The sequence below is a fragment of the Frigoribacterium faeni genome, assembly GCF_011761235.1.
Classification (GTDB): domain Bacteria; phylum Actinomycetota; class Actinomycetes; order Actinomycetales; family Microbacteriaceae; genus Frigoribacterium; species Frigoribacterium faeni_A.
On the sequence record NZ_JAAOYW010000001.1, the window covers coordinates 429,531 to 445,023 of the forward strand.

General features: G+C 74.1%; 16 protein-coding genes. 3 read left to right on the forward strand and 13 right to left on the reverse strand.

Going from position 1 to position 15,493, the window contains the following annotated elements:
• The first annotated feature begins 164 nt into the window (after positions 1 to 164).
• Positions 165 to 1,130, forward strand: coding sequence for a phosphodiesterase (locus FHR78_RS01965; protein ID WP_166758830.1), 966 nt, complete (start codon positions 165 to 167; stop codon positions 1,128 to 1,130).
• A 100-nt stretch (positions 1,131 to 1,230) separates the two neighbouring features.
• Here the strand turns inward: FHR78_RS01965 and FHR78_RS01970 are convergent, their stop codons facing one another.
• Positions 1,231 to 4,332, reverse strand: coding sequence for a GH92 family glycosyl hydrolase (locus FHR78_RS01970; RefSeq protein ID WP_166758831.1), 3,102 nt, complete (start codon positions 4,330 to 4,332; stop codon positions 1,231 to 1,233).
• Positions 4,333 to 4,567: 235 nt separating this feature from the next.
• Entirely contained in the window at positions 4,568 to 5,374 is an 807-nt protein-coding gene (locus FHR78_RS01975) for an oxygenase MpaB family protein (RefSeq protein WP_347878006.1), read from the reverse strand.
• A gap of 40 nt (positions 5,375 to 5,414) precedes the next feature.
• On the opposite strand from FHR78_RS01975, the gene FHR78_RS01980 reads away from it, so the two are divergent.
• Positions 5,415 to 5,900, forward strand: coding sequence for an NUDIX domain-containing protein (locus FHR78_RS01980; protein WP_166758832.1), 486 nt, complete (start codon positions 5,415 to 5,417; stop codon positions 5,898 to 5,900).
• Here FHR78_RS01980 and FHR78_RS01985 read toward each other — a convergent pair.
• From FHR78_RS01985 to FHR78_RS02030, 10 genes are all read right to left on the reverse strand, one after another.
• Positions 5,897 to 7,528, reverse strand: a complete 1,632-nt coding sequence (locus FHR78_RS01985) for a stealth conserved region 3 domain-containing protein (RefSeq protein WP_166758833.1) — start codon at positions 7,526 to 7,528, stop codon at positions 5,897 to 5,899. The two genes, FHR78_RS01980 and FHR78_RS01985, sit on opposite strands and share 4 nt — an antisense overlap.
• A gap of 92 nt (positions 7,529 to 7,620) precedes the next feature.
• Positions 7,621 to 8,001: a DUF6804 family protein gene (locus FHR78_RS01990; RefSeq protein ID WP_166758834.1), complete on the reverse strand. Its 381-nt coding sequence runs from the start codon at positions 7,999 to 8,001 to the stop codon at positions 7,621 to 7,623.
• 108 nt (positions 8,002 to 8,109) lie between these two features.
• Entirely contained in the window at positions 8,110 to 8,694 is a 585-nt protein-coding gene (locus FHR78_RS01995) for a GDSL-type esterase/lipase family protein (protein WP_166758835.1), read from the reverse strand.
• A 140-nt stretch (positions 8,695 to 8,834) separates the two neighbouring features.
• Positions 8,835 to 9,035, reverse strand: coding sequence for a hypothetical protein (locus FHR78_RS02000; RefSeq protein ID WP_166758836.1), 201 nt, complete (start codon positions 9,033 to 9,035; stop codon positions 8,835 to 8,837).
• Positions 9,032 to 10,558 carry an SDR family oxidoreductase gene (locus FHR78_RS02005; RefSeq protein WP_166758837.1) on the reverse strand — a complete coding sequence of 509 codons (1,527 nt, stop codon included), beginning with the start codon at positions 10,556 to 10,558 and terminating at the stop codon, positions 9,032 to 9,034. Before FHR78_RS02005 ends, FHR78_RS02000 begins: the two co-directional genes overlap by 4 nt.
• 24 nt (positions 10,559 to 10,582) lie before the next feature.
• Positions 10,583 to 11,518: a bifunctional riboflavin kinase/FAD synthetase gene (locus tag FHR78_RS02010; RefSeq protein ID WP_166758838.1), complete on the reverse strand. Its 936-nt coding sequence runs from the start codon at positions 11,516 to 11,518 to the stop codon at positions 10,583 to 10,585.
• A gap of 5 nt (positions 11,519 to 11,523) precedes the next feature.
• A complete protein-coding gene (locus tag FHR78_RS02015) occupies positions 11,524 to 11,961 on the reverse strand; it encodes a hypothetical protein (RefSeq protein ID WP_166758839.1) in 438 nt (145 codons plus the stop codon).
• A gap of 58 nt (positions 11,962 to 12,019) precedes the next feature.
• Complete coding sequence (locus FHR78_RS02020) at positions 12,020 to 12,388, reverse strand: hypothetical protein (protein WP_166758840.1); 369 nt, start codon at positions 12,386 to 12,388, stop codon at positions 12,020 to 12,022.
• Positions 12,385 to 13,284, reverse strand: a complete 900-nt coding sequence (gene truB, locus FHR78_RS02025) for a tRNA pseudouridine(55) synthase TruB (RefSeq protein WP_166758841.1) — start codon at positions 13,282 to 13,284, stop codon at positions 12,385 to 12,387. Before truB ends, FHR78_RS02020 begins: the two co-directional genes overlap by 4 nt.
• A gap of 35 nt (positions 13,285 to 13,319) precedes the next feature.
• Positions 13,320 to 13,883: a hypothetical protein gene (locus tag FHR78_RS02030; RefSeq protein WP_166758842.1), complete on the reverse strand. Its 564-nt coding sequence runs from the start codon at positions 13,881 to 13,883 to the stop codon at positions 13,320 to 13,322.
• A gap of 110 nt (positions 13,884 to 13,993) precedes the next feature.
• On the opposite strand from FHR78_RS02030, the gene FHR78_RS02035 reads away from it, so the two are divergent.
• Positions 13,994 to 14,863 carry an A/G-specific adenine glycosylase gene (locus FHR78_RS02035; protein WP_347878007.1) on the forward strand — a complete coding sequence of 290 codons (870 nt, stop codon included), beginning with the start codon at positions 13,994 to 13,996 and terminating at the stop codon, positions 14,861 to 14,863.
• 1 nt (position 14,864) lies between these two features.
• Here the strand turns inward: FHR78_RS02035 and rbfA are convergent, their stop codons facing one another.
• Positions 14,865 to 15,404, reverse strand: coding sequence for a 30S ribosome-binding factor RbfA (gene rbfA, locus FHR78_RS02040; protein ID WP_166758843.1), 540 nt, complete (start codon positions 15,402 to 15,404; stop codon positions 14,865 to 14,867).
• Between the last annotated feature and the right edge of the window lie 89 nt (positions 15,405 to 15,493).

Sequence of the window (15,493 nt, forward strand, 5' to 3'; positions counted from 1 at the left end):
TGCGCCCCGTCACCTCGGGACCGGCCCTGAGTTCGCCCAGCGTTCACCGGAACACGCAGGTCCGTTCACCCCACGAAGGGCAACCGGATGATGGACTGGTGTCGAATCAACAACGAGGGTCCCGGTCCCGGGGCCCACGTCGGTGACATCGAATGAGAGAACCCATGGATCTCCGGACGGCCGAGCACCCTCGGCCCGACCACGTCGTCCTGCACCTGAGCGACACGCACCTCGTCGGGGGCGATCGTCCCCTGTACGGCGCCGTCGACAGCGAGGCCCGCCTCGCCCAGATCGTCCGCGAGATCGAGGCCTCCGGGGTCCGCCCCGAGGCCATCGTCGTCACGGGCGACCTGACCGACAAGGGCGAGCCGGAGGCGTACCGCAAGCTGCGCGCGCTGCTCGAGCCGGTCGCCGACCGCCTCGGCGCCCAGGTCATCTGGGCCATGGGCAACCACGACGAGCGCGGCGCGTTCCGCGAGCAGCTCTTCGGCCAGCTGCCCTCCGACCGCCCCGTCGACCTCGTCTACGACGTCGACGGCCTCCGCGTGATCACGCTCGACACGAGCGTCCCGGGCCACCACCACGGCGAGCTGACCAGCGCCCAGCTCGACTGGCTGGCCGAGGAGCTCAGCACCCCCGCCCCGGACGGCACGATCATCGCCATGCACCACCCGCCGGTGCCCTCGGTGCAGGACCTGAGCGTCCTCGTCGAGCTGCGTGACCAGGCCGCGCTGGCCGAGGTGATCGAGGGCAGCGACGTGCGCGGCATCATCGCCGGGCACCTGCACTACTCGACCATGGCCACCTTCGCCGGGGTCCCCGTCAGCGTGGCCTCGGCCACCTGCTACACGCAGGACCTCAACGCGCGGCTCGGCGGCACCCGCGGCCGCGACGGGGCGCAGTCGTTCAACCTCGTGCACGTGTACCGCGACACCGTCGTGCACTCGGTCGTGCCGATCGGCACCTACGACACCGTCGGCGAGCCGGTCTCGGCCGAGTCGACCGCCGAGCGGCTCGCCGTGGCGGGCGTCCGCATCGAGCCCGCCGCCCCCCGGCGTCGACGCACCGACACGGCCCCCGTGCCGGTCGTGCGCGACCTCGCGCTGACGGGACCGATCGACACGCTCTGACCGGTCGCCGGGCCCGCCTCCGCGGCGCCGCGACGACCTGGCCGACACGACGACGCCGCCCCCGGGAGACCCGGGGGCGGCGTCCTCGTCGGTGCCGTCGTCAGCGCACGGTCGACCGTCGACGTCGGGTCGCGCGAGCGACGAGCACCGACCCGAGGAGGAGCGCCGTCAGCGCCGCCGCCACGAGCGCCGCGAGGGGGCCGGCTCCCGTGAAGGCCAGAGCGTCCCGGTCGCCGTTCGCCGCGGGTGCGGCGCCGTCGTCCGGTCCGCCGCCGGGGACCGTCGGGCCCGCTCCCGGAGCGGTGCCGCCCGGAGCGGTGCCGCCGGTGCCCGGGCCGGCCGGGTCGGCCGCGACGGCGACGGGCACCACCAGGGACTGCGCCGCGAAGGGCACGGGGGCGAAGGCCGGCAGGTCCGCCGCGCTCGTCACCGTCACGGTGGCCGCGCGGTCGCCGGCCGTGTCGAAGGACCGGGTCGTCTCGACCACCCAGGCGTCGCCGTCGGGGACGACCGTGGCCGGGGCGCTCGTGCCGTCGTCCCACTCGACCTGCGCCTCCATCGCTGTCGACTCGGGCGCGAGCACCGTCGGGGTGGGCGTCACGCCCGACGACGCGGGGAAGGCGGGGGTGACCGGGGCCAGGGACGCGCGCGCCAGCCGCAGCTCGACCGGGGCGCCGACCCGGGCCGCGACGGGCAGCCCGCCCGCGGGCTCGAGGGAGAGGTCGGCCTGGTCGGGCGAGGACACGCTCGGGACGGCGTCGCCGGGTGCAGTGCCCCAGGTCAGCCCCTCGGGCGAGTCGGCCAGGTCGAAGACGAGCTCCGCCCCGTCCTGCAGGTCGGTCGCGTCGAACCAGGTGCGCGTCTGCGCCACCCCGTCGATGCTCATGCCCCGCACGTAGCGCGGCGCGTCGCCGGACGCCGCCGGTGCGGACACCGACACCTCGGCGCCGCCGTCGAGGGCGATCGTGGCCGAGAGCACGCGCGGTGCGTTGACGGCCATGATGCCCGAGCCGGGCTCGACCGGCATCATGCCGAGCGAGGCCAGCACGTACCAGGACGACAGGGTGCCGAGGTCGTCGTTGCCGACTCCTCCCCCGGGCGTGTTCGGGAACCGGTTCAGGTTGGCCGCCAGCACGTCGTTGACCTTCGCCGGCTCGCCGACGAAGTCGTAGAGCCACGGGTCGATCAGCATGGGCTCGTTGCCCGGGTTGTAGCCGATGCTCGAGTAGTAGTCGCTGCCGCCGGCGGCCCAGCTGTCGGGCGAGACGCCCGGCTCGGCGCGGAGCGCGGCGATGTCCGTGTACTGGTCGAGGCGCTCGACGAACGCCTCGCGGCCGCCCATCGCGTCGACGAGGCCGGGCACGTCCTGCGGGGCCATCCACTGGTAGTGCCACGGGGTGCCCTCGTGGAACCCGGACTGCTGGACCTCGGCGAGCTCGGGCGCCGAGTTGAAGGCGCCGTCCGGGCCGACCGCGTTGACGATGCCGGTGAAGCCGCCCGTCAGCTCGACGTCCGGGTTCCACAGGGTGCGCCAGTTGCGGCCCCGGTCGAGGAACGGCGCCGCCTCGTCGTCCTTGCCCAGCCGCTGGGCGGCCGCGCCGATCGCCGCGTCGGCGAGGGCGAACTCCATGGTCGCGGAGCCGCCGTGGCGGTACTCCTCGAACTGGCCGCCGAGTCCGCCGCCGTCCTCGGCGTACCACGGCACGTGGCCGTTCTCGAGGTAGTACGCGGCGCTCTGGCGACCCACGGAGGCGACGCCTGCGGGAGGCGCGGTGGTCGCGTTCTCGGTCAGGTAGCCCCAGAGCTCGTCGGAGATGTCGTCGGGGACGGTGCCGAGCGCGAAGTTCTCGGCCAGCCACGGCGACACGGGGTCGCCGGCCATGATGTTCGTCTCGAGCGCCCCGAGCGACCAGCGCGGCAGCCAGCCGCCCTCGACGCGGGCGCGGTACATCGAACGCACGACGTCCTCGGCCCGGTCGTGCTCGAACAGCGCGTGCAGGGTGGCCTGCGTGCGGTAGGTGTCCCAGAGCGAGAAGCGCTGGTAGTACGTCCAGCCGTCGGCGACGTGCTGCTGCAGGTCGAGGCCGAGGTACCGGCCGTCGACGTCGCTGCCGACGGTCGGCGACAGGAGGCTCTTGTAGAGCTGCGTGTAGAAGACCCGCAGCTGCTCGTCGGTCTGCGTCGTCACGTCGAAGCGGCCGAGGGCCTCGTCCCACTCGGCCTCGGTCGCCGCGCGGACGGCGTCGAAGCCGACGGGCGCGCCGTCCGCCGTCGTCTCGGCGACCCGGTTGCCCCGGGCGCCGTCGAGGTCGACGAACGAGACGCCGACGCTGACCTCGACGGTGTCGTCGGCGGTGGTGTCGAATGTCGCCGCCGCGCCGTTCAGGCCGGTCTCGACCTCGCTCGCCAGCGAGCCCGGCACCCAGGTGCCGTCGTCGCCCCACGTGCCGCGGGTCGCGGCGGGCCGGTCGAACTCGGCGCTGAAGAAGTACCGGACGGAGTCGTCGGTGCCGCCGCAGAAGCCGCCGTTGTCGACCCAGCCCTCGAGGGTCCGGTCGTCGACCCAGGTGACGCTGCTGGCACCCGCGTCGCGCAGGGTCTGCCCCACGTTGAACGACACGTTGCCCGTGTCCGCCCCCGCGGGGAACGTGTACCGGTGCTCGCCCACGCGCGTGGACGCGGTGAGCTCGACCGTCACGTCGTCGTCGAGCAGCGCGGTGTAGTAGCCGGCCGAGGCACGCTCCGTCGTCGCCTGGTCCTTGAGGGCGATCGTCGTGCGCTCGGTGACCGGGGTCGTGCTCGTGCTCGGGGTGACGAGCACCTCGCCCGCGGCCGGGCAGCCGGCGCTGTTGACGTGCTGGTGGCTGAAGCCCCAGACCTCGCCGGCGTCCTTGCTGTACGACGTCGACGCGTAGGAGTTCGTGTTGTCGGGGCTGAGCTGCACCATCCCGAACGGGGCGGTCGCGCCCGGGAACGCGTTGCCCTCGCTCTCGGTGCCCACGAACGGGTTCACGAGCGCGGCCAGGCCGCTCTCGGGGGCGGCGACCCCCGCCGCCGGGGCTGCCTGGGCGGGGCCGGCCGCGAGGCCGGTGAGGGCGCCTCCGCCGACCGCGACGGCCAGGGCGGTGAGGGCCGCGGCGACGCGGCGGCCGCGCGGGCGACCCTGACGTCGCTCGGCGGCGGGTGTGATCTGGTGGGGCATGGGGGCGTTGTCCTCCTCGACGAACGGTCCGCGCCTCCTGCTCGCCCGGGCGCACGTCGGCGTGCGCCCGACCGGACGACGACGTCACGGTGCGGCAGGGTGCCGAGAGCGGGAGGGCAGGACTTGTCTACCATGATCCGTACCCCGGACGACACTCGTCGGGGTACGGCAGGGCCGTCCGTCGAGCCCGCGACGGCGGGTGCGCAGCCCGGCGGACCGGCCGGGACGGGCGCGCTCAGCCCCGCGCGAGCCAGGCCCGGAGCCGCCTCAGGTAGTGGTCGCGGAGCACGTGCCGCAGCCGGGCCGGCAGCCGGGGCACCACGATCCGGCAGAGCAGCAGCACGGCCCGGAACGCCGCGGCCCGCACCGGCCCCCACGGCAGCCGGAACGCCGTGCGCAGGGGCGCGGGCAGGAGTCCCGTCGTCACGAGCCGCGCCAGCGGCATGGCGAGGCGCAGCGCGACCGGGACGGCCGTCGGGTGCAGCAGCCGGTGCGCCACGTCGCGCGTGACGTCGTCGACGACGAGCTCGTCGAGCCGAGCGTCCCACCACCGGCGGAACGCCGCCCGGTCGGCGGGCCAGGCACCGGCCGGCACCTGCAGCGCCGTGCCCACGAGCTCGTAGTCGCGGTAGACGGCCTCCGGCGCGCCCACGGCCCCGTAGACGCGCTCGTAGAGGTCGATCGCCGAGTCGTACAGGGTGGCGGCCACCCAGAGCTGCAGACGCGGGTCCCGTGCGTCGTAGGCCACGGACGAGGAGGCGTCGCTGCGGACCGGCGCGTGCGCCCGGTCGACGAGATCCCGCACGGCACGGGCCTCGGCGGGGCTGCCGTAGACGATCGCGTAGAGGTACGTCATGGTGCCGTGCAGCCGCTGCAGCGGGCGGTGCACGAAGTCGCTGTGCTCCGCCACGCCGTGGCCCACCCCGGGACATGCGAGCTGGAGGAGGATCGCCCGCCCGCCGGCGCCGAGCAGCAGGGCCTCGGCGGCCATGTCGCGCATGCCGCGGACGTCACGGCCCCGTCTCACGTCGTCCTCGCGCACGCGGTCAGCCTAGGACGCGCGCCTGGGTAGGCTCGGCTGCGTGTCCGCCCCCGAGTTCGTCCTCGCCCTCCGCCGAGCCGTCGGCACCGCCCCGCTCTGGTTGTCCGGCGTCACCGCGGTCGTGACGAAGGGCGACGACGTGCTCATGGTCCGCCGGTCGGACACGGGCGCCTGGACGCCGGTCACCGGGATCATCGACCCCGGCGAGCACCCGGCCGACGCCGCGGTCCGCGAGGTGCTCGAGGAGGCGGACGTCACCGCCGAGCCCGTCCGCCTCGCCGTCGTCGGGGTCACCGACCTCGTCGTCTACGGCAACGGCGACCAGGCGAGCTACCTCGACCACACCTTCGCGCTGCGCTGGGTGTCGGGCGAGCCGTTCCCCGCCGACGGCGAGAACACCGAGGCCCGGTGGTTCGCACGGGACGCGCTCCCCGAGATGACCGCCGAGATGCGCGCGCGCGTCGAGGCCGGGCTCTCGGACGAGGCAGCCGCCCGCTTCACGGCCGGCGGCGAGCAGCGGAGCTAGGACTCGATGCTGCCCTGGCCGCCGCCTGCCCGCAGCGTGCGGCGGTCCTGCTCGGCGGTCTCGCGCGCGACCCGGTCGATCTCCGCCTGCTCCCACGGGGCGGCGAAGGGGAAGTAGCGCTCGAGGAAGTCCGTGACCGTGTCCGTGCGCTCCTCGTCGGAGACCTCGGGGAAGCTGCCGTCGTTCAGGCAGAAGAAGTCGACCGACCGCTTCTTGAGCAGCTCCGACAGCGAGGCGAGGCCCGACACCATCGTGGTGTCGATGTAGCTCACCTTCGCGTTCTCCTGCACGATCGCCCGGCCCGTCATCAGCGAGTAGTAGTGGTACAGCGAGTTCGTGACCGAGATGTTCTCCTTGGCCCGGAACGGGCTGGCGCCGGTCGCGGCGAACTCGTCGGCGAACTCGTGCTCCATCTCGAACATCACGCTGCGCCGCAGGGGGGCGGCCGTGTGCTCGAGGTGCCGGGTCGTGACGCGGCCGAAGCGCTGCTGCAGCAGCCGGCGGTTCACCCGGGCGGCGTTCTCGAAGCCGCTGCGCTCGGGGTTGTTGAGCCCGAGGCCGATCCTCGTGTCGGCCTCGATGAACTTCGTGACCGAGCCCGGGGAGAAGAACATCGACGGCGCGACCGGACGACCGAAGAACATGTCGTCGTTCGAGTACAGGAAGTGCTCGCTGAGCCCCTCGATGTGGTGCAGCTGCGACTCGACGGCCTGGGAGTTGTGGGTCGGCAGCCACGACAGGTCGGAGAAGAACTGCTCGCTGCGCACGACGCGCACCCGCGGGTGGTCGCCGAGCCACTCGGGAACGGGCGAGTCGGTGGCGATGTAGATGTTCCGCACCCACGGCGCGAACATGTAGACCGAGCGCAGGGCGTACTTGAGCTCGTCGATCTGCCGGAAGCGCGCCGGGGCGTCGTCGCCCTCGCCGACGACGTGGTTCGCCGCCCGGGCGGCCCTCGCGCGCTGGTACTCGACGGAGTTGCCGTCGACCCACGAGAAGACGATGTCGACGTCGAAGGTGATGTCGGTGGCGTGGTCGTCGAACATGTGGGCCAACGTGGGCCACTGCATGCCGAAGCGCTCCACGGTCTCCTCGACGGCCTCGGACCGAGGCAGGTCGGTGCGCATCAGGGCGTTCTCGACCGGCACGAGCACCTGGTCGTCGGTGAGGATCCAGAACTCGACCTGGACCGCCGTGCCGGCCCCGTACCGCAGGCGGCCGATCGGCTCGACGCGGGGCCGGAAGAGACGGAAGACGCGCTCGTCGTCCGCCTCGAGGCCGCCCTCGGAGACGAGCACGGCCTGGCCCTTGGGCGGCTTGGCGTAGAACGGCTCGGCGGCCGACGCCGCGGCCATCGCCTGGGTGAAGGCCGCGCGGTGCACGGTGTCGACGGCGATGACGGGACGGACGTCGTTGCCCCGGACGAGGAGGAACGGCACCTCGGCCTCGTCGAGCACCCGGCGGATGAACAACAGGTCCTCGATCATCGACTGCTGCGGGGTGAGGTGGCCGTTGAGGAGGGTGAACTGGCCCTTGCGGACCACGACGTCGTCGCGGTCCAGACCACCGGCTCGCGGACGGGGGGTCAGGAGGGGACTCTCCGTCGTTCCGGTGATCTCGGTGACCATTCAGGCTCTGCTCCCTGTGCTCGCCTCTCGCAGGCTCCGTGCACGTCGCGTCCAATTTAGCGGTCCCGAGGAGGGACCGCGTGCCGCCCGGGTCAGCGGCGGCGGCCGCCCGCGGGCACACGGCCGCCCGAGCCGCGTCCGGCCTCGGCGTTCGGCACCTTGATGCGCACCCCTGCCACGACGAAGACGACGGCCGCGGCGAACTGCATCGCCGCCCAGGGCTGCCCGTCCAGGGGCACGACGACGACCGGGTTCCAGAGCACGGCCACGGCCGCGAGCAGGGGCAGCGCCCACCACGTGCGACCGCGCCACGCGAACACGAGCACGATCAACGCGAGGATCGAGACGGCGTAGCGCACCACGGTGAAGCCGCCGGAGTCGAGCAGGAACGCGCCCACGCTGAGCACGACCGCCCCCAGGAGACCGGGCGCGAGGGCCGGTCGGAGGAACTCGGGAGCCTGGGGCGTGGGCACGGGAGCCGCCTCTCGTCGTCGCGGAGGGCCACGGTCGCGGCCCCGGGAGAGCCTAGCGGCGGACGAGCGCGCTCCCCTGGGCGTCGTCGCCCGCCCGGTCGCCGTGCCTCAGTCGATGTCGTAGGGCACGTGCAGCACCGTGAGCGGACGGCTCATGGGGGGCTCGCCGCGCAGGCGCTCGAGGCCCGGTCCGAGCTCTGCCGCCCAGGCCTTGTACCCCTCGTCGCTGAGGTGCACGCCGTCGGTGGTGAACTCGGGCCGCATCGCCTCGCCCGCGTCGTCGGCGAGGGCCGGCCACAGGTCGAGCCACTGCGCCCGGACCGTCGACGAGAACTGGCGCAGGTGCCGGTTGGCGTCCTGGATGCGCGGGGCCTGGTCGGCCGTGCGGGGCAGGATCGACTGCAGCAGGAGCCGCGTGCCCGGGAGCTCGCGGCGCATGGTCACCATGAGCGACTCGACGCCCCGCACGACCTGCTCGACGGAGCGGCGCGTCGCGAAGTCCTCGTTGCCGACGAGCAGGACCACCGAGTCGGGCTGCGCGGCCACGATCTCGTCGAGCCGCTCGGTCACGGTGGCGGTGGTGTCGCCGTCGCGGCCCAGGACGACGACGTCGTCGTCCGGGAACCAGGCGGCCCAGTCGCCGCCTGCCGTCGTGCTGTCTCCGACGAATACGAGCTTCTCGCCGTGCGCCATGGGTACCTCCGGGTGGTGTCGATGTGCCGCGGGGCCGGACGGCCCCCGGCGTGTCGTCTGCAGGGAAGCGTACCGCCCCGCTCCTGCGGGCGGTCAGACGGCTCGGCCCGCCCCGCTCCTGCGGGCGGTCGGGACGCGGCTCAGCGCCGGAAGCGCCGGGGCCGCCGGGCCGCGATCCGGTCGAGCGCGTGCCGCACGCTCGGCAGCAGCACCACGAACGACGCCACGACGACGAGCACGCCGAACGCGACGCCGAGCCAGAGGGGCACGGGCGACGAGGCGCCCGCCTCGGCGGGGTAGAGCGGGGCGGGCGTCGCGGCGAGCAGCAGGGCGAGCGTCACGACCGGGCGGCGGTGGCCGTGATGCGGCGGAGCATCCCGCTGAAGATGACGCCGTGGAACGGCAGGATCGCGAACCAGTAGAGCCGACCGCCGAGGCCGTGCGGGAAGAACACGGCCCGCTGGCGGTAGTGCGACCCGCCGCCCTCGCGGGGCGTCACGGTCATCTCGAGCCACGCGCCTCCCGGAGCCTTCATCTCGGCCCGCAGGCGCAGCAGGCGGCCGCGCTCGAGGGTCTCGACCCGCCACCAGTCCAGGGCGTCACCGACGCGCAGCGAGGTGGCGCTGCGACGGCCGCGACGCAGGCCCACTCCCCCGACGAGCCGGTCCATCCAGCCTCGGGCCGCCCACGCGAGCGGGAACGAGTACCAGCCGTTCTCGCCCCCGATGCCCTCGACGACGCGCCAGAGGGCCTCCGGCGAGGCGCTCGAGTCGGTCTCCCGGTCGTCGGTGTAGACGGTGTGGCCCGACCAGTCGGGGTCGCTCGGCAGCAGGTCGCTGGGGGCGCCGGCGACGGCGGAGTCCTGCCAGCTCGTCTCGACCTCGCCGTCCTTCTCGCGCTGCAGGGCGAGTCGCACGGCCGCGCGGTACCGCAGCAGCCCCTCGGCGGGCGGCGGCACGACCTCGTCGATGTCGTGCTCGCTGACGACGCAGTCGTACTGCAGCGACGCGATGATGGGCACGGCCAGGGCGCGCGGGATGGGCGTCACGAGGTTGACCCACTGCGAGGCGAGCCAGGGCGTGAAGACGGGGAGGGAGGCGATCGGACGCTGCGCGAGGCCCGCCTCCAGCGCGTAGCCGTTCATCATCTGGCCGTAGCGGAGCACGTCCGGGCCGCCGATGTCGAAGGTGCGGTTGACGTCGGCGGGCACGTCCGCCGCGCCGATCAGGTAGTGCAGCACGTCGCGCACGGCGATGGGCTGGATGTGGTTGCGCACCCACTTGGGCGCGGGCATGTAGGGCAGGACGTCGGTGAGGTGGCGGATCATCTCGAACGAGGCCGACCCGGACCCGATGACGACGCCCGCCTGCAGAGCCACCGTGGGCACGCCGCTCGCCAGCAGCACGTCGCCGACGTCCCGCCGGCTGCGGAGGTGCTTCGAGAGCTCGCCGTCGGGGTGCAGGCCGCCCAGGTAGACGATGCGCTCTACGCCGGCCTCGCGGGCCGCGTCCGCGAAGACGTGGGCGGCGTCGGCCTCGGCCCGCTCGAAGTCGCCCTTGCTGCCCATCGCGTGCGCGAGGTAGTAGGCCACGTCCACGCCCTCGACCGCACGGCGGACCGAGTCGCGGTCGGTCAGGTCGCCCTGGACGACCTCGACGTCGCCCGCCCAAGGCACGTCGACGAGCTTCTCGGGCGAGCGCACGAGCACCCGCACGTCCGCCCCCGCCTCGACGAGGCGCGGGGTGAGGCGTCCGCCGATGTAGCCGGTGGCGCCGGTGACGAGCACGCGGCGGCGGGTCACGGCCTGGTCGGTGTCCCGCGTCGTCTCGGACGTCGGGGTCGTCGGGTCGTTCTCAGGAGCCATGCCGTCGACCGTACGCCGCCGGGCTCACGCCAGGCCGAGCACCTCGCGCGTGCGGACCACGTCGGCGCGGATGTGCTCGACCAGCGCGTCGATGCCCTCGAACGCCACGTTGCCGCGCACCCAGTCGACGAACATCACCGTGATCTCCTGGCCGTAGAGGTCCATCGTCACGTCGAGCAGGTGCGCCTCGACCTGCTTCGCGGGCACGCCCTCGAAGGTCGGGTTGTGGCCCACCGAGACGGCGGCCGGGAACACCCGGTCGCCGACGAGCACGCGGGCGGCGTAGACGCCGTCGGCCGGCACGTGCCCCTCGCTGTCGCGGGCGAGGTTGGCGGTCGGGAACCCGAGCTCGCGCCCCCGTTGCTCGCCGTGCACGACGATGCCGCGCACGGCCGGCTCCCGGCCGAGCAGCTCGCCCGCCCGGCGTACGTCGCCGGCCTCGAGCAGCTCACGGATCCAGGTCGAGGAGGCGCGGCGTCCGCCCCCGAGGCGCACGTCGTCGATCGACACCACCTCGAGGCCGCGCTCGGCGCCGAGCTCGCGGAGCGTGTCGACCGTGCCGCTCCCCCGCACGCCGAAGCGGAAGTCGTCGCCGACGAAGACGACCCGGGCGTGCAGGGCGCCCACCAGGATGCGGTCGACGAAGTCGGTCGGCGACAGGCTGCGCAGCTCGTCGTCGAAGGTGAGCATGAGCGTCGCGGCCACCCCGGCCGCCTCGAGCAGCTCGCGCTTCTGGCGGTTGCTCACCAGCGAGGGAGGCACGGAGCCGGGCCGCAGCACGGCGAGCGGGTGGCGGTCGAACGTGACGACGGTGGGGGTGAGGCCGCGCTCGGCCGCGACCTCCTCGAGCAGGCCGATCACGGCACGGTGGCCGACGTGCACGCCGTCGAACTTGCCGATCGTCACCGCGCTCGGGCCCACGTCGGCGGGCACGTCGGCGAGGGCGTCCCAGAACTCCACGACGCCTACTCGACCCGGTCGGCGGAGCCGGCCTCGCGCGCGACCGCCGGCCGCGTGCGCAGGAGCCACACGATGCCGAGCACGGGCAGGACGAGCGGGACGAAGCCGTAGCCGCGCCCGAACCACGACCACACGGTGTCGTCGGGGAACAGCTCGGGGTCGAGCACGGTCACGAGGCCGACGATCAGCACGCCGGCGAGCTCGAACGAGATGGTGGCCCAGGCGACGGCGTACGAGGTGCGGCCGCGGGTGATCAGCGAGGCGGTGGCCACGATGTAGACGACCGCCGCCAGCGCGCTCAGCGTGTAGGCGAGCGGCGCCTCGTCGAACTGCTCGAGGATCTGGAACACGGACCGACCGGTCGCCGCCAGGGCGAGCACGGCGTACACCGCGATCAGGACCCGGCCGACGCCGACCGCGCGAGAAGACTTCTGAGTGACCATCACCGACAAGGATATGGCGCGTGGCTGTGCGCCGCCGCCAGCGCCGAGGAGGCGGTGGTCACGCGACCTGGACGGTCCAGATCTGCAGCATGCGGTAGACCATGACCGCGACGGCGAAGACCGCCGCCGCGAGCACCAGGTTGCTCCAGCGGGTGCGGTCGACGAGGGCCCACACGACGGCCAGCGGCGGCAGCAGGATCGCCGACACGAGGTAGATGTAGAACTCGACCACGTTGCCGGTCGGCGGGTTGCCCGTGAAGGGCGCGACGATCGCGACGACGAGCTGCACGAGCAGGAGCAGCAGCACCAGGGCCACGGCGCCCACCGTGATGTCGTTGGGCAGCTTGCCCGAGAACCCGGCCACGAGGCAGACGAGCCCGGCGACGCAGGCGACGACGACCTGCGCCCAGGTGAACCACTCGATCACGCGCGCACCTCGTCCGTCGGGAAGTTGACGATCGGCTTCGCCCGGCCGCCGCGGACCGAGACGAGCCCGGCGAGGTCGCCCGCCGGGGTGACCGCGGCCACCGGGCCGTCGGTGTCGGCCAGCTCGACGGCGGGCCGCTTGCCGTGGCCGAGGTCGGTCGTCTCGTCGGCCGTCATCGACCAGACGGGGAACAGCGAGGAGGCGACGGTCGTGGGGGCGAGCAGGGCCGGGCCCACCTCGACGCCCTCGAGCACCGCCGCGTCGGCGACGTCGAACGAGCCCACCCGGGTGCGCCGCAGCGCCGTGAGGTGGCCGCCGACGCCGAGGGCCGCGCCGAGGTCGCGGGCGAGCGCCCGCACGTAGGTGCCCGACGTGCAGCTGACGCGCACGTCGAGGTCGCGCACCGTCACGCCGTCGACGACGGCGTCTCGCCGGTCGAGCACGACGAACTCGGAGACGACGACGTCGCGGGCCGCCAGCTCGACCTCGACGCCCTCGCGGGCCAGGTCGTAGGCCCGGCGCCCGTCGACCTTGATGGCGCTGACCGTGGTCGGCACCTGGCTGATCGGGCCGGTGAGCGCGGCGACCCCGGCGTCGATCGCGGCGTCCGTGACGCCGGAGGCGTCGGCGGTCGCCGTCACCGCGCCGTCGGAGTCGTCGGAGGCGGTCGAGACGCCCAGCCGGACGGTGGCCTCGTAGGTCTTGTCGAGGCCGACGAGGAACGTCAGCAGACGGGTCGACGAGTTCAGCCCGAGCACGAGCAGCCCGGTGGCCAGCGGGTCGAGCGTGCCGGCGTGGCCGACCTTGCGCGTGCCCGCGGCCCGTCGCACCCGGGCGACGACGTCGTGGCTGGTGATGCCCTGCGGCTTGTCGACGAGGAGGATGCCGCTGTTCACGCGACGACGCTACCGCACCGTGTCGGGGACGAGGCTCAGCACGCGTCGTCGAAGACGCGCCGCGGGTGCTCGGCGTCGGTGACGTCGACGACGGCGGTCGCGCCGGCCCTGAGGCCGCCACGGGCCCCGCCCGCGGTCACCCAGACCGTGTAGTTCCAGAGGCCGGCGAGCTCGGGCCGGCCGAGGGCCTCGCCGTCGACGACGAGCAGGGCGTCGTCGGGGCCGGTGACCCAGCGCGGCTCGACCTCGCGCTGGCGCTCGCTGTCGAACGCCGCGGGCACCCACGCGGTGCTGCCGCCGAGCCGGAACGGCTCGACGAGCGCACGGCGCAGCAGGGACCCGTCGACGGGGGCGGGCCCCGAGGCCGCCCCGGCGCCTGCGTCGGCCCTGGGCAGGAGGAAGTCGCCGACCGAGGCCCGGAACGCCGGGTGCCCCGCCTCGACGAGGGCGGCGGCGAGGTCGTCGGCGAGGGCCGCCTGCCCGGCGTCGGCGAGGCCGTCGACGGCGACGAACGCCCGCCCCTTCGCGTAGTTGTGCAGGATCTCGGTCGCGAGAGCGCGCAGGGTGTCTTTCTTGGCGGGGGCCCAACGAGTCGTCATGCGCTCACGATAGGCCGGGCCGCCGACAGCGGGCCGGGCGCGGCGCAGGCGTCTGCGTGCCGTCCGGACGGCCGACGGGAGGCGGTCGTCGGCGCCCGTAGGATCGTCCGGTGACCATCGCCCCCGCCGTCTCGTCGTGGTTCCGCGAGCACGGGCGCGACCTGCCCTGGCGCCGGCCCGGCTTCACGGCGTGGGGCACGCTCGTCAGCGAGGTCATGCTGCAGCAGACGCCCGTGGTGCGCGTCGTGCCCCGGCTGGAGCAGTGGCTCGAGCGCTGGCCGACGCCGGCCGACCTGGCCGCCTCCCCGGCGTCGGAGGCGGTCCGCGCGTGGGACCGTCTCGGGTACCCGCGCCGGGCCCTCGCCCTGCACGCCGCCGCCGTCGTGATCACGGAGCGGCACGGCGGCGTCGTCCCGGAGACCGTCCCCGAGCTGCTCGCCCTGCCCGGCGTCGGCGACTACACGGCGCGGGCCGTCGCGGTCTTCGCCTACGGCCACCGGCACCCGGTCGTCGACACCAACGTGCGCCGGGTGCTCGCCCGCGCCGTCGAGGGCCTCGCCGAGCCGTGGGCGCCGAGCGCCCGGCGCGACCTGCCGCTGATGGAGTCGCAGCTGCCGACGGACCTGCCGGGCGCGCGCGTCGCCAGCGCGGCCGTCATGGAGCTCGGGGCCCTCGTGTGCACGGCTCGGTCGCCGCGGTGCGACGAGTGCCCCCTCGTCGACCGGTGCGCGTGGGTGCTGGCGGGGAGGCCCGAGCACGACGGCCCTCCCGTGCGTCGCCAGGCGGCCTTCGCCGGCTCGGACCGCCAGGTGCGCGGGCTCGTGATGGCCGAGCTGCGCGCGAGCGACGTGCCGGTCTCGAGCGACGAGGTCGCCGCCCTCTGGCCGGACGCCGACCAGCGCGAGAGAGCCCTCGCCGGCCTCCTCCGCGACGGGCTGGTCACGGGATCGGCCGACGAGGGCTGGTCGCTGCCGAGCTAGGTCAGCGAGTCGGTCCGTCGCCCTGCGCCGGGCCCTCGTCGACGGCGCCCGACTCCACGTCGGCCTCGTCGACCGTCGGCTCGTCGTCGAGGTCGTCGACCTCGTCGTCGAAGTCGTCCTCGTCGCGCGGCTTGACGTAGGGGTCGGCGTCCCCGGCGTACTCCGCCGTGGCGGCGATGGACTGGCTGTCCTGGTCGCGCTGACGCGCCTCCTGCAGGAGGCGGTCGATGGACGCCGCGTTCTCGGGCAGCGCGTCGAGGATGAACTCGAGGCTCGGGGTGAGGCGGGCCGTGATGTTCTTGCCCACCTCGCTGCGCAGCATGCCGGTCGCCGACTTGAGGGCGGCGCCGGTGTCGCGTCGCTCCTCGTCGGTGCCGTACACGGTGTAGAAGACGGACGCGTGCTGCAGGTCGCCCGTGACCTTCACGTCGGTGATGGTGACGAACCCGAGGCGGGGATCCTTGATGCCGCGCTCGAGTCGTCGCGCGACGATCTCGTGGATGCGGTCTGCCATCTTGCGGGCGCGCTGTGCGTCGACCATGGGGTGCTCCTTCAGTCTGGGGGCCCGGAGGCGAGAGGGGTGGGGCCCCGCCTCGACCGTGGTCGTGGCGGGGCCCCTGACGATGCGTC

Excerpts from the sequence above, each read along its gene's own strand:
- FHR78_RS01985 (WP_166758833.1), bottom strand. The coding sequence starts at position 7,528 with ATGGTCACCGAGATCACCGGAACGACGGAGAGTCCCCTCCTGACCCCC.
- FHR78_RS02015 (WP_166758839.1), bottom strand. The coding sequence starts at position 11,961 with ATGGTCACTCAGAAGTCTTCTCGCGCGGTCGGCGTCGGCCGGGTCCTG.
- FHR78_RS02030 (WP_166758842.1), bottom strand. The coding sequence starts at position 13,883 with ATGACGACTCGTTGGGCCCCCGCCAAGAAAGACACCCTGCGCGCTCTC.
- FHR78_RS01995 (WP_166758835.1), bottom strand. The coding sequence starts at position 8,694 with ATGGCGCACGGCGAGAAGCTCGTATTCGTCGGAGACAGCACGACGGCA.
- FHR78_RS02005 (WP_166758837.1), bottom strand. The coding sequence starts at position 10,558 with ATGGCTCCTGAGAACGACCCGACGACCCCGACGTCCGAGACGACGCGG.
- rbfA (WP_166758843.1), bottom strand. The coding sequence starts at position 15,404 with ATGGTCGACGCACAGCGCGCCCGCAAGATGGCAGACCGCATCCACGAG.
- FHR78_RS01965 (WP_166758830.1), top strand. The coding sequence starts at position 165 with ATGGATCTCCGGACGGCCGAGCACCCTCGGCCCGACCACGTCGTCCTG.
- FHR78_RS01970 (WP_166758831.1), bottom strand. The coding sequence starts at position 4,332 with ATGCCCCACCAGATCACACCCGCCGCCGAGCGACGTCAGGGTCGCCCG.